Source organism: Pantoea sp. T14, from assembly GCF_036663535.1.
Lineage (GTDB): Bacteria > Pseudomonadota > Gammaproteobacteria > Enterobacterales > Enterobacteriaceae > Pantoea > Pantoea phytostimulans.
The window spans coordinates 31000-54736 of the sequence record NZ_JAWUEB010000016.1 but is presented as its reverse complement, the minus strand read 5'-3'; the positions used below and the strand labels follow the sequence as shown (position 1 = coordinate 54736).

Sequence of the window (23737 nt, the reverse complement as noted above, 5' to 3'; positions counted from 1 at the left end):
GCGCGATTGCCCTCGACGGCACCGGGCTGACCAACGACAGCCGCCCGGTTATCAGCGGCAGCGCGGAGCCGGGCAGCCTGGTAACGATTTACGACGGCGCAAACGCGATCGGCAGCTTTGTCACCACCACGGCGGACTGGACGTGGCAGCATCCGGCGGGCGCGCGCTTCAGCGACGGTACGCACCTGCTGACGGTGAGGGCGGTCGATCCGGCCGGCAACGTTTCCGCGATCGCCGAAAGCATCACCCTTAACGTCGACACCCAGGCCGCAACGACGGTGCTGAGCAGCATCACCGACGCGGTGGCGGGCGGTGTGACCGGCGCGATTGCTAACGACGGCACTGGGCTGACTAACGATGCACAGCCGATGCTACAGGGGATGGCGGAGGCGGGTAACCTGGTGACGATTTATAGTGGTGACGTTGCTGTCGGCAGCGTCCGTGCCGACGCCGTAACGGGGGCCTGGAGCTGGCAGTTCACGGGCAGTGATAAGTTTGATGAAGGAAAGCACGTGCTGACCGTGCGGGTGACCGACATGGCAGGGAACGTCTCTGCGCCGTCTGAGAGTTTTATCATCACCGTCGACACCCTACTTTCTGACCCAGTGGGTGATGTGCTATGGGACGGCGAAACGTTGACGATAAAGTTTGAAAGCACCCAATATCAAGTGGGTGATACGATGATATTGTTGATTGACGGTGTTGAACTGCAGTTCGTGCTAAGCCCTGATGTTCTGGCCGCTGGCAGCTTAAGCTTACCCTGGTCGTCAGAAACCTCGGGTAACTTTGATCAGTTGGTCATTACGGTGAGAGACTTGGCCGGAAATATTTCTCCCAGCAGAACACTGGAAAAAAACAGCGCAATTTTGCATCAAGAGGATTTTGAGACGCAGCCGTCAATCACATTCAGCGACGGCCAAGTTTTTAATTTTCCGGGCTTCGATGTTAATGTCATCAATGCTGCTTCTGGAGGATTTTTCATGGGTATCCCCAACTGGGAAACTCCTGCTCCAACAATGGCTTTGACCTTTTTTGGAGGGATGAAAATTGAACTGGCCCTGCCAACCGCTGATAGCGATTATATCTCGTTTATGGCGGGTGATTTTAACAATGATGAACAGTTTAATGTGGTGTTTTATGACCACCTCGGCCGTGAAGTTGATCGTCAGGTCTTGACGCCTAAAGGTGGATTAATCCAGGAAGTAAGGGCGACAGTTCCCTACGGTAAGACGTTTTCCAAGGTCAGCCTTGAACTGAATACGTCTGGCGTTTGGATTGATGATATCGTTATGGGGAAAACAGACTACAAACTGGCAGCAATAACGGGTTCCGACCTCAGCCCGCTAAGCAACAATGCTTCTGACGTAAACGATGAGTCTCACATGGCGCTCGACTTACGTCTGGCAAGTTCCCCTGAACCTGCTGTGCAGGATATGCCGCTACAAGTCGAAAGCACAGGGCTCTCGGCCACAGCAAACACAGGCAATCTGGCGATCCATGACTCAGTCAATAGTGGTCGCAGCATCGATTTCTTGAGCGACGACATGGCGAATGCCTTGCATAAACCGGCAGATATAGCTCAAGCAGCGGTGAGTTCATTTAGCTTTGACTATGACTATGGCAATGAGACTGAAATTCCGCTCAATACGGGTGCGCTTATCAATCTTGAACAGCAAAATATCAACACGATCAGTTTGAACCTGGAGGACGTACTCTTGGCCGGCGGCAATGATCTGTTTATTGAGGACGGCAAAACACAATTAATGGTTACAGGTGAGCCTGGGCGTGAACTGAAACTGAATGATTTGCTTCCAGATGGCAGCGACAGCGGCGAATGGAGCAGTGTCGGGAATGTGAAAGTGGCCGGTGTAGAGTATGCCGTGTATGGACACAGCAACCAGGCGACAGAAATATTAGTGCAACTGGGCCTCAACATCACGCTGGATAATAACTAACTTTAACCCTGCAGGCGCATCGTCCGCGGTGCGCCTGCCCAAAAGAGACAATAATTTTTCGCTTATCTGACTATAACGATCAATTAAAACCGGCCACTGATATAGACACATTGATGTGGTCGGCGCTCATATTCATCCGGCGATCTGCTACTCAGCCGAGAATGCCATTTTTTTAGATTATAAAAACTGTCGATATAATCAATGACGTTTACAACATTAAATAGCATCGATAATTAAAGTGCGCATAATCAAGATTATGTTAAATAATGGATTTGCAGTTTAACACGAATCCAGCGAATCTCATCGACAGCCTTTCAGCATGTTAACTCAACACACCCTTTTCTTTTTTAATTATGAGGCATGATATTAGCGTTGCGGCTAATGAAGCTTTAGGGCGTAACTGTGCAAAAGTTTTATTTAGCGATGGACGGCGCTACCGCTCAAATATGATTCAGACGAATTGGGAATCGCAACTTAAGTGGGCAAAGCTGAAGGTGAAATCGGCCAGACTATTATGGTCGCGTTTAAATTAATTAATCGCAGCTCCCATCATCTATACAGGCAATACATCTGCCGTTTGATAAAACAATTTTGATCATCCAAGGCGAAGAGTCTTGGTCATTCAACGACATATGAATCTTAACGTAATAACAATCAAAACTAGCGTTTTCACACTCTAAATAATTTCTCTTCGTTTCCGATAACCATGCCCAACAGAGATAGAAACAAAAACCGTTTTGTTTTTACATCAAAGGTTCTCGATGAAACAGCTATTCCCACGCTTTCCCGTTATGCCACATCCGGCCAACCGCGTTTACCTGATTCTATTCAGGGGGTAAGCCGTGACTGGATATCAATCAGGATCAGCAGCTGCCCACGCCACCCTACCTCAGGACCAGAACGGCGCACAATATCCTTTCGTTTCTCCGCCAGCACTTCCGAGTATTCAGGGGCCGGCTGGCATTCTTTATGATTTTAACGACGGCGCGCGCGTGCTGCTGCCAGAGGGACGCTGGCGCGTTGCCCTATTGGACGACGATTCGGGCAATATCCTGTTTCACTGTGAATCAGGTGCCGGCTGGGTAACGTCAGCAAAAAAATATTTTATCCGCTTTCGCATTCAAGTCTGGCGCGGCGATGAAATGTCCCCACTGCTGGATGAAGTTCTTTCGCTGAAAGATCGCGATGTCCTGATTTCCTTTCCCGTCGGCACGCTGGGTGACCTATTGGGCTGGTTTCACTACGCTGAACGCTTCCGCCTTCAGCACGGATGTCGGCTTGAGTGCAGCATGGCACAGAACATCATTACGCTGCTGGAAGAACAATATCCTGACATTCGATTCTCCGTGCCGTCCGCCGCTATGCGCTCACCCTACGCTACCTATCGAATCGGCCTGTTCTTTGGCGGCAACGATACGCACCAACCTGTGGACTTCCGTCAAACAGGTTTCCACCGCATCGCCGGACATATCCTCGGGGTCGATCATCGGGGAGAAGCGCCACGCCTGAATCTTAGCGCCACGCGAACCATTGCTGAGCCTTACGTCTGCATTGGTGTGCAATCCACCTGCCAGGCGAAGTTCTGGAATAACGGCAGAGGCTGGGCTGAGGTTGTCACGCATTTAAAAACGCTGGGCTATCGGGTCCTTTGCATTGACCGCGACCCTACTACCGGTCACGGATTTGTCTGGAACCATATCCCCTACGGTGCTGAAGACTTTACCGGAAACCTCCCGTTGCAGGCTCGAGTAGACCTGCTCAGACATGCCAGCTTTTTCATTGGGCTTGCCAGCGGGCTTTCCTGGTTGGCATGGGCAGCACAAATCCCGGTGGTGCTCATCAGTGGTTTCAGCCTGCCAGGCGCTGAATTCTATACCCCATGGAGGGTGTTCAGCAGCCACGGATGCAGCGGCTGCTGGGACAGCCTTAACGAAAAATTCGATCACCAAGACTACTTTTGGTGCCCCCGGCACAAGGGGACAGAACGACAGTTCGAGTGCACTCGGCTGATAACCGGGAAACAAGTAAACGGCGTGATTGATCGTCTCAATGCGCAGCTGCGTGAAAACGGAAACATTCACTAAATAAAACCCGTGCGTGAACAGAGCTTTCACGTATGGCAACAAAAATTTTAAGGGGCATGGGCATGAATAAGGCATACAGGATTGTTTGGAGCGCGGCGCGGCAGGCGTGGGTAGTGGCATCGGAGCGCGCCGGATGTGGCGGTTGTCCACAAATGGCTGTGAAACGGATAACCGCTACGCTCTTACTGCTGGGCGTAGCGGGTGCCGCTGCAGCGACGACATACAGTGGCACGACAGTGACAACCGGCAGTCCACTTACGCTTAACAGCGGGGACATCGCCGACGAAGTTTCGGTCACCAACGGTGGCAACCTGAACGTCAATAATGGTGGGCTGGCCAGTAGCAGCAGTGTTGGTGGTGGGAACCTCTCCAACATCATCGTCAACAGTGGTGGTCGTACGGTTTCCACTGTCGTGAACGCCTCTGGCAGGGAATATGTCAACAGTGGCGGCAGCGCCACTTCTACCACCCTCAATGGCGGAGCACAGATTGTTTACGTGGGAAGTCTTGTTTCAGGAACCACAGTGAATACAGGACAACAGGAAGTCTACGGCGACGTCACGTCCACTCTGGTTAATTCAGGCGGAAGTCTCCTGGTTCTTGGCGGTTCAACACAGTCCACGCAGGTCACTTCCGGCGGCAGGGAATACGTCTTAAGCGGATCATCAACATCAGCCTTGATCGGAGCCTGGGGCTATCAGACAGTGACTAGCGGGGCCAGTGCTGTTTCAGCGGTGGTGGAAGGCGGCACACAGCAGATTTATGGTACTGCAACCGATACTACAGTGAAGTCTGGCGGTGTCCAGTATGTCTATAACGGTGGCTCGGCTACTGGCACTCAGATCGAATCGAATGCTGCACAGGGTATTTACGGCAAAGTCACTTCCACCCAGGTACATTCCGGGGGAGCGCAATATGTTTACGAAGGAGGTACTGCCGATCGCAGCACCGTAAACGATGCAGGCTATATGTCCGTCTATAGTGGTGGCTTTGCCTCTGAAGCAACCATTGAGTCTGGTGGCACCCTTTATGCGATGGATGGCGCTACCGCCACTGGATTAGTCATGAATTCTGGTGCGACTCTTATTACCAGTACCGGCGCAACGCTTAACGGATCTAATGCGCTTGACGATTTTTACATCAGCGCTGGCCAGGCTAAAAACCTGCTGCTTGAGAATAATGGTTCTCTCTATGTAGGCGCTGATGGCTCTGCAACTGGCACGATCGTTAATCAGGGCGGTGTAGAGTATGTACAAGGTAACGCATCCGGTACCGTAGTTAATACTGATGGTCTGCAACAGGTCTACCAGAGTGGCACCGCTACCGGCACGCTCGTCAATGCCGGTGGTCAACAGAATGTTTACGGTACGGCTATTGCTACCACCGTTAACTCCGGCGGCGCGTTGTCTGTCTTCAACGGTGGCGTTGCCTCTCAGGCCACGATTAACAACGGCGGTTCGTTGTCGGTCAGCAGCGGCGGTACAGCTACAGATACTACCGTTCAGGCCGGTGGACTGCTTAATATTGCCGACGGCGGAATTCTGACCCTGGCCGGCAACAGTTTTGTTAACAACGGGGTCACGACTTACGATACCAGCAGTGGCGTGACATTGAACACCAACCTGTCCGGAAGCGGGGAGCTTACCAAGAATGGCAGCGGTACGCTTACGCTTGGCGGAACTTTCAGTCAGTCACAGCTTAATCTGAATGCAGGCTCCCTGGTCATGGACGGCCTTCAGGCCGACACGAATATTGTGGCGTTGTCCGGCACATCGCTTTCGCTGGTCAATAGCGCCAGCCTGACCGGTATCATCGATCCGACGGATGTGAACATCGACAGCAGCAGTACCTGGAATATTACTGGCGACTCTTTGGTCGATAATCTGACCAACGCGGGCAGCATTGTTTTTGTTCCTTCACAGGGGGCTTTCACGCCACATACGCTGACCGTAACTAACCTTATTGGTAGCGGCGGAACCATTACGCTTAACACCGTAGTCGATGACAGCAGTTCGCCAACAGACAAACTGGTCATAGACGGTGGCCAGGCGACGGGCAATACCGGCCTTACGGTGCTGAACCGAGGCGGACTAGGTGCGCGGACGACCGGCAATGGTATAACCTTGGTTAGCGCTATTAATGGCGCCACGACAGATGCAAATGCATTCAGCCTGAATAGGCCGATGGTGGCAGGTGCCTATGAATATAGTCTGTATCGCAACGCTGATCAGAGCTGGTATCTCACCTCTGAGCAGACCCAGCAAGTCACTGAACCCACGCCACAACCCACAGAGGAAACGCCACAACCTGCTGAGCCGACACCACAACCCGCTGAGCAGAACGACGGCGCTTCGGCACCGGTCAGCGGCACGGTGAATTATCGTGACGGCATGTGGAGCTACGCCGCATTGCCTTCGCTGTCATTGGACTACGATCGCCTGGTCGCGGGCACAGCAGACACGCGCTTCCACTACGCACCGGACAGCCGGATATGGGGACGCTTAGTTGCCGGTCATCTTAGTCACTCTGATCATGGCAGCCTGACAAGTGGTGGCGTACCGGAAAGCAGCGGTGCATACAGCTTCCTGCAAATAGGTGGCGATCTTTGGCAGTTTGCGGGCGCGAATGCTGACTGGCAAGCCGGGGTTTACGGCGCCACCGGCCTGATGCGCAATGATGTCTGGCGTGACGGCGGACGCAGTGAAGCAGGCACGGATCGCGATACAGTGTACACAGGCGGTGCTTATCTCTCTGGCCTTAGCCATGCTGGTCTGCGCGTAGATGGCCTGCTACAGGTCAGTCATCATAGTCTGTCGACAGCGTCGAACGACGATACGCGGTTGTCTACCTCCGGTACGGGCTGGCTGGCTTCGGCGCAAGTCGGACAGGCTCTGAACGTAAGCCCTGCCTTGTCTCTTGAGCCACAGTTGCAATATACCGTGCAGGGGGTCAGCCTGGATGGTGCACAAGACGAGGCAGCATCGCTGGACTGGTCTGATAGTCGCCGTCAGTCAGTGCAGGCAGGGCTGAAGATAGGTACACCAATGAATGATAAGACAAAAATGCTCTGGTGGGTCACGCCATCAGTCACGCACTCGTTCGGCGCGCACAGCGGCATGTCAGCTTCAGTTCAGGGCGTTGCAGACTCGACAGCATCATTCCGTTCAGACCTGTCCGGTACCAGCGTTGGGCTGAATGGCGGAGTTAATGCGCAGATAAGGGAAAACGTCAAACTTGGCATACAGGGCGGTTGGTCGGAAGCGCTTCACGGTGGCGAGTCTGGCGGTTACTACGGCCTGGTCAATCTTGGTTATTCATTCCGATAACTTGCAGCACAATGCCGGGCGTAACTGCCCGGCATTCCGGTACTGGATCCTACAGTGCTTCCGTGCTGCTGGGTGCGACACCCAAATTGCTGGCGCTGCTTAACGCCTTAAATATCAAGATACTGAGTACGGCTTATCTATTAAGCCGATTTGAATCCTCAAAACGTCATCAAATCCAGCCAGCCTCACTGCCTGCGGCTCCAACCTCATTACTCTTGTCTAAAATCCAGATTACGACCATCGGCCAGATTGGCCCTCAGCGTTTGCGCAGCGATACCGTTGAATGCACGATCGCCAAAATTTGCGGTAAGCATTGAGCCATCACTGAAGGTCGTTTGTTGCACCCAGCCGTCCCTGTCCAACCAGCGAAACCCCGTCAGTGCCTTATCCCACAAAACCTGATGCAAAACCCGAAAGCTGTCATCTGCTTTAATAATGTCAGGCAACCTTGCTTTTAGGGTGCTTCTGCTGAGATTGAAAAGTGGTGGAGTATTGTACAGCTGGCTAAGGAGTGCACGGGTCGTTTTAACATCACTGAATTTGAGATTATCAAAAGTCCAGTGGTGGGTGGTTATCACTGAATCATGAAAAACGGCCTGATACAGCGGCAGACGATAGCGCGGATCGAACACGACAGAACGATAGCGTGGTTTAACTGTCGCCGGGGTAAAAAAAGCAGCAGGTTGCGCGCTGGGCCACCAGGCGCCCAGATAATAGGGCGACTTTTTGTTATGCCGCATATCCTTGTCACTCCAGCCAAATCCCCAGGTTTCCATTCCGTGTGCAAACATGATGTGACGCGCGGTTACGGCGTTCCCGTCTTCAGATCCCAACGGTAATTTGAGGGTATTGCTGAACCATGCCATACGCGCGTTACGGTCTGCGGCCATTTGTGCTGCACTGGTTGGATGTGCCGGCTGATAATCATCAGAAACCATGCCCGTTCCGTCGACGTCAAGAAAAAGGCTGTTTAGCCCGGCCAACCGCGTCAACTCACGCATCCTGATTTGAGAAAAAGGCAGAACACAGCCGGGGTTAAGATAGTAACCCTGCCCCCCGAACCCCGGTTTTTTAGTGCCGTCAGCCCGTACAATCGCACATTTTTCCGTTATCTCGCCGGGTAACTGAGCCGTGAGCCAGCTGTCATTAAGGCCCTGAGGAATGCCAGTATCATAGGAGTCGTAACTGGCAACCAGATACCCTGCCCTTTTTGCCAGCTTTACTGCTTGCGGGTGCATGAAAGCAGCGGTCCAGTTATCTGTTCCCAGCCACAAGCGTGATAACCCAGCCTGATGTAATGAATTAATGACCGTTTCAGACAAGCCTGGCCCCCACTCTTCAGCTGGCACAAGAAAATTCCCCAGTAATTGCTGAGCCAGCTGTTGTACTTTTACTGCCTGCTGCTGCTGTGCCACCAAAAATGACGGTTTGTCGGGGGTAGAACCCAATGGCACAAGCGCAACCAGTGCGCGGTTGATCGCTTCTGTCAGGGAATGCTTCTGCCAGCCTTCAGGTTCACGCCTCTGCAATTGCTGCATAGTTTTCTGGTCTTCCGGGACAATATTCTGCCAGAGACCCGCGCCTGCCTCTGACTGCAAAAAACCGATAAGACCTGGCCAGTTTTTTACATCTTCCTGAGCCAATAGCGTATTACCCCACAAATAGATATGTGTCGCGCCAATCAGTTTTTTGCCTTCCGGAGCCGTTGCAATTTTATCGTTAAGCGAACTGAACTGACCGCTCTGTTGTAGATATTCACGGTAACGAATGGCACCCGACAGGGGCGTGATTCCTGCATGCAATAAAACATCGAAGGAGTGTTGCTGATTAAATTGATTGAACTCATGCGAGCTTTTCATCATTAATTGATTACTCGCCTTCGTAAACGAAACCTGGTTACTGAAGGGGGATAGAAGCAGCCAACTGTAGGTCTTTCCATATTTCTCCAGCCCCCAAAATGGCAGTTTCAAATCGAAGTTGGTATCCAAACCGGAAAGTTCGCTGGTTAGATAGGCCATCCACTCTGCATTATCAAGGGGTATCCGGCTACCTTCCCCGATAGGCAATTGCAGCATGCTAAAATGGGAGGGCATACTGAACCAGTTAAGAGTTTGAGGGCGTGCACTGCTGATGGTAAGCCGGAGATCGTTACCATTAGCTGTTGCCGTGATCTGAATGCGGCGATCCGGCCATCGCCAGTTCGCCTGTGTGGGAGAATTTCGGAGTTCACTGACCTTTTGTGCCTGCTGAGGATTATTCACCACGACCTCATCAATGCTGATTTTTAATGTGGCCGGGTCAACATTGAATAGCACCTCCCCCTGTTGCAAAAGGACGGCGCTGGCAGATGAGAGCGGAAACAGAGTTGCAATAAAAATCAGGGTGCCAAGGAATATTTTCATTAGAGTTTTCTGCAGGAGAAACGGAAGAAAGAATAGGCAATAAAGTAGAGCGTAAAAATCAAACAAAAAATTAAATCCCGACTCAATGACTCGCCGCATTCAGTGCGTGAGCTCACACAATTGAAATATTACGTCCAGGGAAGATAAATTCTGTTTAATAAAAACATGATGCTTGTTGCCGACTGTCGGGAATCTTATTAATTTCTCAAACCATGATTATTGGAGCGCTTTTTGGCGCATCCGAAAACCTGATATTTTCTTATATGCACCCTGCTACCTGCCGAAGCTAATATATCGGCTAAGGTAATTTACTTGGATAACCACGCCCACAGAGCGTGGTGTTAAGCAGATGATAAAATCGATTAATCGCGTTCTCCGTTCGTTATGGCATCAACGTTATGAGGGAATAACCGGATCTCTGCCGCTCGGCGATGCGCTTGCATCCCTTCAGTACGACTTTGGCGAACGGCCGGTTCGGCAACGGCGGCAATTCCATGATCATCAATCCACTGGTGAGTGCAAATCTTGACATAAGCACCGACCCATAATCCTCCGGTATATCGGGCTGCTGCCATTGTTGGAAGCGTATGGTTTGTTCCGCAGCATTTGTCAGAAAACACCACGCTGGCATTTTGCCCAATAAATAACGAACCATAATTGCGGATTTTACTGGCGGTTGCGTGTGGATCACGCGTGTGCACCTGGAGATGTTCGGTAGCAATATAATCGGCCCAGGCAATGAGCTGCGCTTCATCACGGCAGATAACAATTTCCCCCTGCCGTTTCCAGGCTTCGCCTGCAGTAGCCGCTGTTGGCAAATTCCTGAGCTGACGCTCAATTTCTGCCAGCGTTTCGTGGGCAATGTGTGGGCTGGTTGTCGCCATGCCCACACGGGTGTGCACATCATGTTCAGCCTGCGCCAAAAGATCAGCGGCTAAGATGCGCGGATCGGCACTTTCATCGGCGACCACGTAAATTTCGCTTGGGCCAGCCAAAGCATCAATGCCTACTTTGCCGAATACCTGACGCTTAGCTTCGTTAACGAAGGCGTTTCCGGGTCCAACAACTTTATTTACTTCCGGGACAGATTCTGTGCCCCAGGCCATCGCTGCAATTGCCTGCGCGCCACCGACCTTAAAAATGCGATGCGCACCCGCAAGATGGCAAATAGCAATCATAGCCGGATGCGCACCCGGTGGCAGGCAGGCAATTATCTCATCGCATCCCGCCACTACTGCCGGGACAATCGACATCACGGGTGCAGATAAAATGGGATAGCGTCCGCCGGGTATATAGCAGCCCACGGTTTGGATAGGGATAATACGATGTCCCAAATGCACGCCCGGCAGCGTTTCAATCTCAAGCGGTTGCAGGGTTGCCAATTGCGCTTGAGCAAAACGCTTGACCTGGGCAATAGCAAACTCGCTGTCCTTGCGGGTTTGCGGATCAAGATCTGCGAGCGCGCTCGCAATCTCGTTTGGTGATACTTCGAAATTATCTGGGGTTGTTTTATCGAATTTCGCCGAGTAGTCGCGCAATGCGGCGTCGCCACGTTCACGTACTTGCTCAATAATCGTTTGTACTGTCTTGCTGAGCGTTTGGTCTGCCTGCACGTCTTGCCCCTGCGGGCGTTTGATATATTCAATATCTGCTTCAGAAATCATGCCCATTTATTACTCCTCCATTTGTCCCAGTTTGATTTGCGCCAGCATGGCCAGATGGTCATATACCACCCATTCATCAACGATTTTGCCGTTGATAATGTGATAGTGAGACATGCCCATCACGAACAGACGTTCACCGGTGGGTTTGCCTAACTCGCCGTAACCCAAGTGATGGCCTTCCATAATCCAGCGAATTGCCACTTTCGTACCGCCTTCATCGCAGGGATTGGAGCAAATGTGTTGCGGCATCCACGAACCATCAGGGATCATGCCAATCAGTGCCAGCGTCTGGTGGATCACCGCTGCCTGACCGTATAGCTCTTTCATTAATGGGCCATGCCACTGCACAGTCGGTGCGTAAACCTCTTTAATTTTACCGAGCATGCGGCGGTTATAGATTTCGTGCAGCCAGCGTAAGCACTGTTCCTCTGTGTCCGTGTGAGCAATGGAAATATCGCATTCCATTTCCGGTGGATACTGCCCCAACATACGACGATTCTCGCCGATATCTGTGACACGAAAGCCCTTATCAAATTGCTCTTTGGCCATGCCATAAGCTACCGCGTCAGTATCCAGACCGAGTTGTCGCATCATCGACATGTTGTCGCTCACTACCCACTCGCGATAGATCTTGTTCTCGTAAATCATGCAGTCCGCCACCGTGCGGGTTACATATGTACGATTAGTCGGTTTACCAAGATGGCTATACTGCGTATGGCGACCACTGCCGGTCACCAGATGCGAAGTATAAAATCCTTCAACGTCGTTGCCGTTCCAGATAACCTGCGTCGCCATCCCGCGACGTTCTGGAAAAGCAATGAGGCGTTGCAACGTATCCTGAACCACTTGCTCGCGGGTATACATGGTGCCGAGCGCGTTATATAAAACGCAGTTGTGCGTATAATGTGTATAAATTAATCCGACATCACGTTCATCCCATATTTTATGCGTGCAGCGCACAATGTAATCGACAATATCGGTATAGCAATCATCGAAACCTCTTAATGACTGAACGCGGGGGCGCTTTTCTGGGACGAGATCAATAAAGTCACGTCGCTCTACTTGTAATACAGGTTCATCTCGGTTCGATTTTATAGTGCTTTTATCTGAAGTTATCGGGGCTTTATTCGTGGTTTCAGTTGAAGACATATGAACTCCTGCTTTATATAAGTGCATGGTGGTTATTTACAGTGACCATTGTTTAGCGGTAAAGAAAGCCCTCACCTACCAATGGCGATAATGTTTAATTTAAATATTCAGACAGCAGGAATACCTGATAAATTAATTACCAAAATCAGATATTCTATTTTTTTCGGGGAATAATATCCCCGACATTAAGTTTGCAAGATTAATTCAGGATTTGTGACCAAATAGCTAATTCATCAATACCAAGGTATTCACGAATAATTAAACCATCGCGTAACTCAAGTTGGGTGATTCCGATAATAGAAATTGGTCGCCGTGTGGGTACGCCAAATTTGCCATACCCGTCGTGCCAGGTAAGCATTGACCAACGCAGCGACAGACGTACCGGCTCATTGGCATCACGACGGACCACAAGATGATGCAGTTGCGTTTCGTTATCGGCGAATGAAGCGCGATAACCGGAAAGAAAACCGCCAATATCCTGCTCGCCGGTACGCAAAACATGGCCGGGTCCAAAGAGGGTCGCTGCGGGATGATAAAGACCCGGCACGACACCGCTATTGCCACCTGCCCACATCGATAAATAACGTTCTATCAGACCAGCCAGCGGACCTTCAACATCATCTCCTTCTGGTCCACCTGCCCAGCGGGCATCCATCTCTTCTGCAGTGACATTTTCCAGTCCAGCCTCACGGCGGCCGTTGGCGAGATGTTGGGCAAATTCCCGCACATCCAAGCCAATTTGCGAGACGATGGCGGCTCTGTCTTGTAGCAGCCATTCCTGTCGCACTGCGCCTTCAGCGCAAACGCGATCGGCCCAGGTACGCAACCAAACCGATTTTCCGCTTGGTTTACCAAAGAATCCCTCCCCCTGATGCTGAATACAGGCCAGCGTACGTTGGGCGGCGTAATATTCATATTGTGGTGTGTGCGTACACAAAATATCTTCGGTTAATACCGTGCGTTGCGGAAAGCTGTGCATGGCTTCCAGTGTCAGACGCATAAACTGTGAGAGGTCGTTTAGCTGCTTTTCTGGCGTATGAAAAACCACTGGCGTTGCATAAAAATCCGCCAATTGGCCAATGTCTTTTTGCTCCCAAACCTGATGGGTCAGCGTCAGAATAAACTGCTGTATAGAATCAAACTGAGGGCTAAAGCCCGGCAACCTGGTCATTCAACCTCCTGCGGTTTGAAGAGAGACAGCCCGTCTTTTTCAATAATGCCAAACTGTGGACGCCTTGCAGAATGGCGCACCACCAGTACACCAGGAACAACAACCTGTTCCGGCTCAATATTTTCACTCTCAATTTGTTTCATCAACAGCGCTATGGTGGCATTGACCATGGCATTGACGGGCTGTGAAGCAGATGTCAATGCATAAGAAGGCCAACCCGAAGGACCGGTATCGTCATAGCCGATCACGGACAGATCTTCAGGAATACGCAGGCTAAATTTGAAACGGGCGACATCCATTACCGTCAACGCCATATGATCGTTTGCAGCGAAAATGGCATCCGGCGGCTGCGGCGAAGAGAATAATGCACAAGCCGCTTGTGCGGTCTTCTGCGCATCATAATCACCTTGCACGATGCGAATATCCTTTATACCGTGGCTGTGTAAGGTATTAACAAATGCATTCTGCCGGGCCATGTTGACCGAAGAATCCGCCAGCCCAGCAACGTAAGCGAAACGTTGATGCTGACCTGCGATCAAAAACTCGGCAATCTGCTGGGCGGCCGCCTCGTTGTCCGTATTCACGCTTGATGCAGTGGTATTTTCTTCACTGCGATTAAACATCACGACAGGAATACCGGCGGCGAGGCACTCATCAGAAAGCTCGATCGACAACGAAACTGAGGCCAGCACAATGCCGTCTACTCGATATTGCATAATTTGGTCAAAAATTCGGTCAGCATTTCCATCGCGATCACCAACAAACAGCAGCAAGTGGTAGTTCAGTTCATCTAGTTTTTGTGCCAGTGCTTCCAGTACCTGCGGATAAAACTGATTATCGAAATAGGACATCACCACACCGACAATGCGCGAACGTGCGGTATTCAGTGAACGGGCAATTGCATTTGGTCGATAACCCAGTTCGCGTGCAGCCTGCAGTACTTTTTCACGCGTGGCTGGCGAAATGCTGGCGCCTGGCGTAAATGTTCGAGATACCGCCGATTGTGATACGCCCGCGATCTGCGCCACCTGCTGCGATGTCACCGGCCCAAAAGTCTTACGTTTCATTGCTACTCTTCCTTATCTACATTCCGCAACGATAATCATCCTGTTTAAACAAAGATTTAAATGAGTGCAATGAGGTTCAGGACAATCCCCTACCCAGCATATTGCTCTTCCGTTGACGTGCCTGTTTTTTATACTTACACCATTCTTGCATGCGTATGCAAGCGGCCAAATTATTTTTTTCACATTTACATTATCAGGGTTTACAAAACTGAAACCTTTCCGTAACGTCGGGTTTTGAATACGTATGCATATGATAAAAAAACGCCGTCAGTTTTACCGGTTACGCGAAATCGCAATCAACGATTTCACCGGTTAATGCCGTACTTGATTGGTTATAACCCATTAATCTTCAAGAGGTTCACCGCCATGTTTCGTGCACTATTTAGACGACCTGAAGTCAGTTTGTTTTTTACTATTAGCGTACTTTTCTTTATCTGCATCCACAGTATTGATGCGTTCCTTGCACCGATGTTGATTACCGAAGGAATGCAACCTGAAGTGGTGGGAATGATTATGGGTGCCAGCGGATTAGCGACGCTGCTTGTTCGTTTCCCCATTGGAATATTGTCGGATGTCGTAAGAAGCCGGAAAATTTTTATTCAGTTTAGCCTGCTGTTGCCCCTGGTGACCTGGCCGATTGCTTACTTCGAACCCAGCGCCGTGACGCTGTATCTGGCAAAGGCCGCAGATGGTTTTACTGCGGCAACCTGGGTTCTCTATAACATTCTGTTCATTCGTTATTTTGATAAAAAAGAGGCGCCTGCGGCCGTCGCTTTGCTGGCGCTGGCTGGCCCCTTGGGTGTGTTCATCGGTAACTGTATTGGCGGGGTGTTGATTCACTACTTCGACAAAAACATCAGCTACTTCATCTCCAGTGTCTCGGCACTTCTGGCGCTGATTCTGACATTTCGTATTAAGGAGTTTCACGATGCAACCCGTGCGCCTACGTTAAAAGCGTGTTTAAGCAGCGCAAAGCGCCAGCTATCAGATTCCTCAGTATGGTTTATCGGCCTGCTGGCCACCATTGTGATATTGGTGCCCTTTGCTACCCGAGATACTTTAACCCCGATTTATGCCCAGCAACTTGGCGCGCAGGCCGTTGTCCTCACCCTGCTCAGTAATCTGCATCTTATTTTCTACGCACTGGCTATTGGATTGTGCAGTTCCGTTTTCTACAAACGCCTGGGTTTAGTGAATACCGCAGTGATTGGTATTTCCCTGCAGGTTATTTCCACTATTGGTATCCCCTTCACTACGAATATGTACATCATCTATTTGTGGCAGGCGATGGCGGGTTTCTCGTTTGGCATGGCTTTCGCTGTGTTCATGTCATTGAGCGTGGTCAATACCGTTGAGTCGGAACAATCCACACGAATGGGGTTATTTCAGACGATTTACTCCTGCGGTATGTTTCTCGGACCCGTTGCGATGGGTTTTATGTTGCAGCACATTAATTTAGCCTCCGGCTATCTCATGATAGGCGCGCTTTGCGTGGTGGCTGCCCTATTGACGCCGCTAGCCGTACGAAGTGTTAATCAGCGGCAGGTAAATGTTCAAGGCGATAAAGCACCCATAATCTCAGGCGCACAGGATTATGCGAATAAGATTTAACTGCACTGTTCATATTTAACTTTCTCTTTAATTAACGCTTTTCCCTTCACCCATTTCACTGGGCGGGACAGTCACGTACTCATTAGGAGAGGACAACGTCATGGCGCACTATTTAAAAACCAGTAAATCATTATCTGAACGCCAACAGGCCAATAAACAGATCAGTATTATTGTTGAAAATACGCTTGCAGATATAGAGCAACGCGGTAATGAAGCGATACGCGAATTATCCATTAAGTTTGATAATTATGATCGTCGCGATTACCGTTTGTCGCAGCAGGAAATTAATGCCTGCATCAAGCAATTAAGCCGTCAGGATATTAAAGATATTGAGTTTGCTCAGCAGCAGGTTTTTAATTTTGCCAGTGCGCAAAGAAATTGCCTGACCGATCTCGAAATTGAAACGCGTCCCGGCGTTATTCTCGGTCATAAAAATATCCCTATTAATGCGGTGGGCTGTTACGTGCCCGGTGGAAAATATCCACTGCTGGCTTCTGCGCATATGTCGATTATCACTGCTAACGTTGCTGGCTGTTCGCGCATTATTAGTTGTGCACCTCCGTTTAAAGGTCAACCCGCTCCGGCAATTGTGGCGGCACAGGCGATGGCGGGTGCAACTGAGATCTACGCGTTAGGTGGCATTCAAGCAATTGGTGCGATGGCGCTGGGCACTGACACCATTGCGCCTGTAGATATGCTGGTCGGCCCAGGCAATGCGTTTGTAGCCGAAGCTAAACGCCAGTTATTTGGCCGCGTCGGGATCGATCTGTTTGCTGGGCCAACGGAAACATTAATCATCGCCGATGAAAGCGTGGATGCTGAAATCTGTGCCACCGACCTGCTAGGACAAGCCGAACACGGCGTTACTACGCCTGCCATTTTACTGACGAATTCACTACAACTGGCGCAGGAAACCTTACGTGAAGTTGAACGTTTACTGGAAAAATTGCCTACGGCTGAAATAGCCCGTCAGGCCTGGCGCGATTATGGCGAAGTGATTGTTTGCAGTAGCTATGAAGAGATGCTGCAGGAAGCTGACCGTATTGCATCGGAACATGTACAGGTAATGACCTCCCGCGACGACTGGTTTCTTACCAACATGACCAACTACGGCGCATTGTTTCTTGGCCCTCGCACCAATGTAGCGTATGGCGACAAAGTCATCGGCACTAATCATACCCTTCCAACCCAAAAAGCGGCGCGTTACACCGGCGGACTATGGGTTGGAAAATTTATGAAAACCTGCACCTGGCAAAAAGTCCTGAGTGATGAAGCAACGACAGAAATTGGCAGTTACTGTTCGCGCTTGTGCCAGTTAGAAGGATTTTCAGGTCATGCTGAACAGGCCAATATTCGCGTACGCCGCTACGGCAAAAAAGAAGTGCCTTATGCAGGCTCGGTTCCGGCGGCAGAGAGCGAGAAAGCCTTATGAGGATGGCATTTCCTCGCACTCCGACGTTCCGTCTCGATCACTGTCGGGCATTAGTTACCGGCGGCTCTCGAGGTATTGGCTTTGCTGCGGCGATAGCGCTGGCGAATGCGGGTGCAGAAGTATGGATCATGGCGCGCCAGGCAGATCAACTTCACGACGCCGTAAAAAGTGCCGCAGCAGAAGGTTTGCGACTCAACAGCGTGACGCTGGATATTACCGATACAGCGCGCGTCAGCGAGGTGCTGGAAACACTCCCCGATTTCGACATTCTGGTCAACAGCGCGGGGCTTGCGCGTCATCAGCCGTTTCTTGAGGTCAGCGAAGCGAATTTTGACGCAGTGATGGCGTTGAACTTACGGGCAACTTTTTTTATCAGCCAGCAGGTTGCTCAGCGCATGAAAATGCGCCAAATCGCGGGTTCAATCATCCATATCTCCTCACAAATGGGGCATGTCGGTGGCCCAGAACGCAGCGTTTATTGTGCATCCAAATTCGCGCTAGAAGGGTTAACGAAAACCATGGCGCTGGAGCTTGGCGAGTTGGGTATTCGCGTTAACACGTTATGCCCGACATTTATTGTTACCGAGATGTCTCGCGCCAATCTCGCTGATGCCGCGTTTAATCGCTATGTGCTGGACAACATCAAGCTGAACAGAGTGGGCACGCTGGAAGATATTATGGGACCCGTCGTTTTTTTGGCGTCGCCTGCTTCAGCGCTCATTACCGGAACGTCGCTGATGGTTGACGGCGGATGGACGGCAACATGAAGACGGCACCCTTACTGGAAAATCATAACGCGCCGCTGGTGCTGCTTAGCGGAACCCTGTGCAATGATCGGTTGTGGCAGCCGGTGACAGAACAGCTCAATGTCCGTCACGTTCGCTGCTATAGCCTCAATAATGCTGACTCCGCTCATGCGCTTGCAAGTGAGCTGCTTGGCGTTCTGCCTTTGCGCTTCTGCTTAACGGGATTCTCTCTGGGTGGCATTGTGGCATTGCACATGCTGGCTCTGGCACCAGAGCGCATTGCGAAGCTGGCGCTTTTATCCGTTAATCCATTTCGCGACGCACCCGATAATGCAGAGAGGCGCCGTGCTGCCGTACACGAAGCGGCTAATCAAGGTATGACGCGCTGGCTCACTGACACATTGTGGCCGCGCTATGTTGCTCCTCATCGTCTAAATGACACATTGCTTTATCGTACCGTTGTCCAGATGGCCGAGGAGAGCGGGCTCGAAACTTTAGCGCGCCAAACAGAAGTGGCTATTTCTCGTGAAGATCACCGCCAATTACTCGCCTCATTTGCTGCACCCACCTTAATTCTTAACGGCGCGCATGACGTTATATGCACGCCACAACATCACCTGGCTATCGCCAAGGCCGTACCGCATGCACGTTGGATAACCTTACCTGAATGCGGCCATTTCTTACCCCTCGAAGCGCCTCAACAGGTGGCTAACTTCATGCGCAACTGGATACAGGAGTCACAATCTTGAGAAGAAATCCGCTGAAAGCAGCCTTTTGTCAGCAACAACCCATTATCAACGGTTGGCTGGCTATTCCTTCAGGTTACAGCGCCGAAATCGCCGGACATCAGGGCTACGATTCTGTCACCGTCGATATGCAGCATGGCATGATCGATTTTGCCAGCGCACTGTCAATGCTACAGGCAATTTCCGCCACGCCTGCAACGCCGCTGGCGCGTGTCAGTAACAATGATCCGGCACACATCATGCGCATGCTTGACGCCGGTGCCTGGGGAATTATCTGCCCGATGATATCCACCGCACAGCAGGCGGAACAATTTGTCTCGGCATGTCGCTATCCGCCGCTGGGCAATCGATCTTTTGGCCCGGCACGCGCACTGCTCTATGGCGGCAAAGATTATCCGCAGCATGCCAATGAAGAGATCCTGACGCTGGCAATGATTGAGACGCGCGAAGCACTGGATAATTTAGATAGCATTCTCGATACCAATGGGCTGGACGGGATTTTTATCGGCCCCAATGACCTTTCTCTAACGCTGACCGGCAGTGCGAGTGCCGAGTCTCAGCATCCCGTGATGCTGGCTGCCATAGAGCACGTATTGAACCGCTGCCGTGCGCATAAAAAACTTGCTGGAATCTTTTGCACATCGGGTCAGGCTGCGGCTCATCGCCTGACGCAAGGCTTTCACTTTGTCACTCCCGCTAATGATGTGATGCAGCTCGGCGCTGCTGCCCGCACCGCCATCGCATTAACGCGAGGGGAAACACCGCCTGTCAGCGGATCATCTGGATATTAATGGGAGAGAAAAATGCAAAACGTAACTCTGACTCAACAAGAAGCACATCGCCGTTTAGTCCGACCTGAAGATCGCGTGTCTTGCAGCGTAGCGTTTATTGACTGCAAGCTGCCGGGCTCACATCTTAAGCAGAACTACTCTTTTATTGGGCCTGGCGTCACGCAGTCAGCGTCTCAGGTCGTCAACATTCCAGAACCGCATGGTTTTAACATTGGTGCCGCTGCGATGCCGAAAGGTGTGACTAACAACCTGCATCTGCATTTTACTGCTGAGGTATTCCTCATCCATGAGGGCAGTTGGCGCTTTCGCTGGGGTGCGAATGGCGAGCATGAAGCGGAATTTAGTGCGCCAGCCATTTTGTCGATCCCTACATGGATTTTCCGTGGTTTTACTAACGTGAGTCCGCAAGATACCAGCGGCATGGTATTTACCGTGCTGGGCGGTAATAACACCGGCGGCATTATTTGGCATCCGTCGATTTTAGAGGCCGCGCGCGAATATGGCTTGTACCTTAGTCGCGACAATATGCTTATTGATCTTGAGGTGGGCGATGTCCTCCCCGATAAAGCCGATCTGCTGCAACCTTTGGGCGCAGAACATATCGCTGCGCTGCGTGACTATTCTATAGAAGAGATGAGCCAACGGGCAGTCACTGGCGAGCAGCGTAAATGGTCCGAAAATGCCTTGCTGGATTCCATCTTACCGGGGCACGGTGGCGAATTGGCACCGGTTATCGGTTATGGGATGTCGCAAGACCGCAACAGTGCACCCCCCATCCACAATCCACATGGATTCACCGTTGAGTGGTTGCGCATTCAGGATCAGCATCGTGTTGGTTTGCATTGCTGCCAGGATATTCAGGTGCTGATGGTGTTCAAAGGTACGCTGGAAGTGACCTTTAATCGCCGAGGTGAGGAGGTCACGATCATGGCAGAAGAAGGATCAGTGATTTCAGTGCCTGCCGGCAGTTGGCGCCAATATCGCGCCCTTGATGGCGTAATGGAAGCGACGCTAACGACTCAAGGCGATCAGCGCAAAAGAGTCATCTGGGATCAAGAGATAATCAAGCAAGCGCTGGAGATGGATTGCTGTCTGGATCCAGATGGATACGTGGCCAAGGCCAGTTTATTGCCTGCTACAGCCCGCCGCGCCGGTGAGAAAACAGCTTATGCTGACTAGCCGAGCGGTGTTCATTCCGAATTTCAGCTAAAAATGTTCGCGTAACTGCTCTGAGATAAGCAGTTACGCCGTTAATAAGCGTAAACGTGTTAGCGGCGGCTGAAGCGCAGGGTGACAAAGTCAGGACCGATTACTACTCTACCCAAAAAAACCGGGAACGATTTCACATCAATCATCGCTGTTTCCTCACGGGTTAAGCCCGTTCTGTATGGCATGCCCCTCACGCTTTATCCAAACCATTTGAAACTAAAGCGTTGGGCAGATTGTGAGAATGCATTTTCTGCCTGATACTTTACTTCTATCCCTTTAACTGCATTTTCAATTGACTGAATACATTGATAAAAAACAAACCTTTTTTCTACACCCTTTAAGTGCTTCGGGACCTTTTCCGAGGGGACAATAATGAAAACATGGCCCAATCCTTTTATTACGCAACGCGCCGATCCTTTTATTCTGCACTGCGGGCAGGACTATTATTTCACTGCATCCGTCCCAGAATATGACGGACTCGAGATCCGCCACGCGAACACACTGGAAGGACTGCGGGAAGCCAAACCGGTTACAGTCTGGCATAAACCCGATAGCGGTCCTTTAAGTCAGCTTATCTGGGCGCCAGAAATGCATCGGGTAGACGACCGTTGGGTATTCTATTTTGCCGCTGCCCCGTCACGTGACTATGTTGATGGTCTGTTCCAGCATCGCATGTATGCCCTGCTTTGCGAAGACGCCGATCCGCTAAAGGGGCGCTGGCATTCCTGTCACCAGATTATTACCCCGCTTGATACTTTTTCGCTTGATGCTACTTACTGTCAGCATCAAGGAAGAGACTGGCTCCTATGGGCGCAAAAGAATCCCGCAGTTCCCGGCAACTCCTGTCTTTATCTGGCGGAATTGAGTAATCCCTGGACGATAAAAGGTCAGCCGCTACTGCTGTCCTGCCCTGAATATGCGTGGGAAAAGGCGGGCGCGAGTGTGAATGAAGCGCCATCAACGCTGATTCATAATAATCGTCTTTTTGTCGCCTACTCCGCAGGCGCAACCGATGAGCGTTACTGCATGGGTCTACTGTGGATTGATATTGATGCAGACCCGTTGCAGCGTAATAACTGGATAAAACTGGCTAATCCGGTATTCAGCTCGAGCGGGGAAAACAAGCAGTTTGGCCCAGGACATTGCTGCTTTACAGTGGATGAGCGAGGTCGGGATGTTTTGATTTATCACACCCGTAACCATACGGGGATGAAGGGAGATGCACTGATTGATCCGAGCCGACATACCCGTCTGAAATATTTTAACTGGCGCGCAGACGGTATGCCTGATTTTGGCTTGCCGCCAGCAGAAAACCATACCCACAAGCCGTAAGCCAGATGCCAAAATTACGTGCTGTCGTCAGTGCAACGTGTCTCTGTGCAGACCTCTTCGATAGGGGCTACGCTATCTATGTAGCTCGTCTATTCATGAGCATTTATCAATTTGATAATCATAAAGAGGTCAATCATGTCTAAACATCGTGGTGGTAAAGATGATTTTGCAGAGCATCCGGCAAAAGCCAAAGATGAGGTGAAGAAAAGGGGTAAAAAAAGCGGAGGTAATTTCACCAATAATCATAATGTTTCTGTCAATACAGGCCAGAACGGCGGTAAACAATAACATGGCGATGAAGACGAATGCGATTGTCTGGGCAAGGGAATGCCCCTGAAATAGCTCTTCCGTGCATCGTGCATGTGCTACCGAGCTGATACCAGTCATTAAAAAAATCTTGCGCGTTGCGCGGGTGAACACGGTGTTTACTAACGCCAAAATGTCACTACAGAAACGATGGAAGTTCTGGTTACCTTTGTCTTGCTATGGGGAATGCTGGCTTTGTGCCAAACCGGCACTGGTTTAGATCGTCATTTTTTTGCACATCACAAAAATTTTGGCGCTGCATGTAGTGTCGCCAGCAACCGGTTTTGATACGTCAGGCGGTGATGCGAGCTGTTAATTATAAGGCATGGTAAACGTGGCCTTGGTGTTTGTTTTTCCGCCGACAATGGGCTCAGCCTTCTGATAATAACGAGCGGTTAATAGCAAATGTAAACCCCCTGCCGCTATCGCGATACCCAAGCCCAGCGCGCTACCCAAGGCCACCGGCGCGCCGCCTTTAAGCAGCTGGATCCTGATGCCTGCCGGCCTGGTCCGCTCCGGCGTTGAATGCCAGAACGCCTGCCGGACCCGCGGAGCTTCCGTCCTGGGTCATTTTTACATGCGTGCCCGTGTCGCAGTTCAGCCCGACAGTAAAGATTTTGGGGTTTTGCAACCGAGCCCATGCTGCTGAAATCTGCTTCCACGGAGTTACCTAGGGTAATGTCAATAACTGTGTTATTCACGGAACAGGCAAGGGGAATTATTCCCCACTTATTTTCTCAATCGTA

Annotated in this window: 16 protein-coding genes; 11 read left to right on the top strand and 5 right to left on the bottom strand. The window is 50.9% G+C overall.

The genetic code is table 11. The features are described from left to right. From SC127_RS07275 to SC127_RS07265, 3 genes are all read left to right on the top strand, one after another. Positions 1–1955, top strand: a 1955-nt coding sequence (locus SC127_RS07275; RefSeq protein WP_332625880.1) for an Ig-like domain-containing protein, incomplete at its 5' end; no start/stop codon positions are given. A gap of 944 nt (positions 1956–2899) precedes the next feature. After that, positions 2900–4039, top strand: coding sequence for an autotransporter strand-loop-strand O-heptosyltransferase (locus SC127_RS07270; protein ID WP_332625886.1), 1140 nt, complete (start codon positions 2900–2902; stop codon positions 4037–4039). A gap of 62 nt (positions 4040–4101) precedes the next feature. Next, the gene (locus SC127_RS07265; protein WP_332625879.1) at positions 4102–7365 is read left to right on the top strand and encodes an AIDA repeat-containing protein; all 3264 of its coding nucleotides are present in this window, start codon (positions 4102–4104) and stop codon (positions 7363–7365) included. Positions 7366–7574: 209 nt separating this feature from the next. Here SC127_RS07265 and SC127_RS07260 read toward each other — a convergent pair whose 3' ends face one another. From SC127_RS07260 to SC127_RS07240, 5 genes are all read right to left on the bottom strand, one after another. Continuing rightward, the gene (locus SC127_RS07260) at positions 7575–9767 is read right to left on the bottom strand and encodes a glycoside hydrolase (protein WP_442955741.1); all 2193 of its coding nucleotides are present in this window, start codon (positions 9765–9767) and stop codon (positions 7575–7577) included. Positions 9768–10129: 362 nt separating this feature from the next. After that, a complete protein-coding gene (hisD, locus tag SC127_RS07255; RefSeq protein WP_332625877.1) occupies positions 10130–11437 on the bottom strand; it encodes a histidinol dehydrogenase in 1308 nt (435 codons plus the stop codon). A gap of 3 nt (positions 11438–11440) precedes the next feature. Beyond that, positions 11441–12580: a nuclear transport factor 2 family protein gene (locus SC127_RS07250; protein ID WP_332625876.1), complete on the bottom strand. Its 1140-nt coding sequence runs from the start codon at positions 12578–12580 to the stop codon at positions 11441–11443. 199 nt (positions 12581–12779) lie between these two features. Next, positions 12780–13751 (bottom strand): nuclear transport factor 2 family protein, encoded by a 972-nt coding sequence (locus SC127_RS07245; RefSeq protein ID WP_332625875.1) that lies wholly within the window; start codon positions 13749–13751, stop codon positions 12780–12782. Next, complete coding sequence (locus tag SC127_RS07240) at positions 13748–14818, bottom strand: LacI family DNA-binding transcriptional regulator (RefSeq protein WP_332625873.1); 1071 nt, start codon at positions 14816–14818, stop codon at positions 13748–13750. Before SC127_RS07240 ends, SC127_RS07245 begins: the two co-directional genes overlap by 4 nt. Positions 14819–15184: 366 nt before the next feature. Here SC127_RS07240 and SC127_RS07235 point away from each other — a divergent pair, with 366 nt between their 5' ends. From SC127_RS07235 to SC127_RS07200, 8 genes are all read left to right on the top strand, one after another. Further along, on the top strand, positions 15185–16429 hold the full coding sequence (locus SC127_RS07235; protein WP_332625872.1) for an MFS transporter: 1245 nt from the start codon (positions 15185–15187) through the stop codon (positions 16427–16429). Between the two features lie 100 nt (positions 16430–16529). Then, positions 16530–17861, top strand: a complete 1332-nt coding sequence (hisD, locus tag SC127_RS07230; protein ID WP_332625871.1) for a histidinol dehydrogenase — start codon at positions 16530–16532, stop codon at positions 17859–17861. Between the two features lie 2 nt (positions 17862–17863). Continuing rightward, complete coding sequence (locus tag SC127_RS07225) at positions 17864–18628, top strand: SDR family NAD(P)-dependent oxidoreductase (RefSeq protein ID WP_332625870.1); 765 nt, start codon at positions 17864–17866, stop codon at positions 18626–18628. After that, positions 18625–19356: an alpha/beta fold hydrolase gene (locus SC127_RS07220; protein WP_332625869.1), complete on the top strand. Its 732-nt coding sequence runs from the start codon at positions 18625–18627 to the stop codon at positions 19354–19356. The genes SC127_RS07225 and SC127_RS07220 overlap by 4 nt, the downstream gene beginning before the upstream one ends. Beyond that, on the top strand, positions 19353–20144 hold the full coding sequence (locus SC127_RS07215) for an HpcH/HpaI aldolase family protein (protein WP_332625868.1): 792 nt from the start codon (positions 19353–19355) through the stop codon (positions 20142–20144). The genes SC127_RS07220 and SC127_RS07215 overlap by 4 nt, the downstream gene beginning before the upstream one ends. A gap of 12 nt (positions 20145–20156) precedes the next feature. Next, positions 20157–21323 (top strand): cupin, encoded by a 1167-nt coding sequence (locus SC127_RS07210; protein ID WP_332625867.1) that lies wholly within the window; start codon positions 20157–20159, stop codon positions 21321–21323. Between the two features lie 402 nt (positions 21324–21725). Next, positions 21726–22685 carry a glycoside hydrolase family 43 protein gene (locus SC127_RS07205; RefSeq protein WP_332625866.1) on the top strand — a complete coding sequence of 320 codons (960 nt, stop codon included), beginning with the start codon at positions 21726–21728 and terminating at the stop codon, positions 22683–22685. Positions 22686–22820: 135 nt separating this feature from the next. Further along, positions 22821–22973, top strand: coding sequence for a stress-induced protein (locus SC127_RS07200; RefSeq protein WP_243079460.1), 153 nt, complete (start codon positions 22821–22823; stop codon positions 22971–22973). Positions 22974–23737: the final 764 nt, after the last annotated feature.

Excerpts from the sequence above, each read along its gene's own strand:
- hisD (WP_332625871.1), top strand. The coding sequence starts at position 16,530 with ATGGCGCACTATTTAAAAACCAGTAAATCATTATCTGAACGCCAACAG.
- SC127_RS07200 (WP_243079460.1), top strand. The coding sequence starts at position 22,821 with ATGTCTAAACATCGTGGTGGTAAAGATGATTTTGCAGAGCATCCGGCA.
- SC127_RS07245 (WP_332625875.1), bottom strand. The coding sequence starts at position 13,751 with ATGACCAGGTTGCCGGGCTTTAGCCCTCAGTTTGATTCTATACAGCAG.
- SC127_RS07265 (WP_332625879.1), top strand. The coding sequence starts at position 4,102 with ATGAATAAGGCATACAGGATTGTTTGGAGCGCGGCGCGGCAGGCGTGG.
- SC127_RS07235 (WP_332625872.1), top strand. The coding sequence starts at position 15,185 with ATGTTTCGTGCACTATTTAGACGACCTGAAGTCAGTTTGTTTTTTACT.
- SC127_RS07225 (WP_332625870.1), top strand. The coding sequence starts at position 17,864 with ATGGCATTTCCTCGCACTCCGACGTTCCGTCTCGATCACTGTCGGGCA.
- SC127_RS07210 (WP_332625867.1), top strand. The coding sequence starts at position 20,157 with ATGCAAAACGTAACTCTGACTCAACAAGAAGCACATCGCCGTTTAGTC.
- hisD (WP_332625877.1), bottom strand. The coding sequence starts at position 11,437 with ATGGGCATGATTTCTGAAGCAGATATTGAATATATCAAACGCCCGCAG.
- SC127_RS07205 (WP_332625866.1), top strand. The coding sequence starts at position 21,726 with ATGAAAACATGGCCCAATCCTTTTATTACGCAACGCGCCGATCCTTTT.
- SC127_RS07220 (WP_332625869.1), top strand. The coding sequence starts at position 18,625 with ATGAAGACGGCACCCTTACTGGAAAATCATAACGCGCCGCTGGTGCTG.
- SC127_RS07240 (WP_332625873.1), bottom strand. The coding sequence starts at position 14,818 with ATGAAACGTAAGACTTTTGGGCCGGTGACATCGCAGCAGGTGGCGCAG.
- SC127_RS07250 (WP_332625876.1), bottom strand. The coding sequence starts at position 12,580 with ATGTCTTCAACTGAAACCACGAATAAAGCCCCGATAACTTCAGATAAA.
- SC127_RS07260 (WP_442955741.1), bottom strand. The coding sequence starts at position 9,767 with ATGAAAATATTCCTTGGCACCCTGATTTTTATTGCAACTCTGTTTCCG.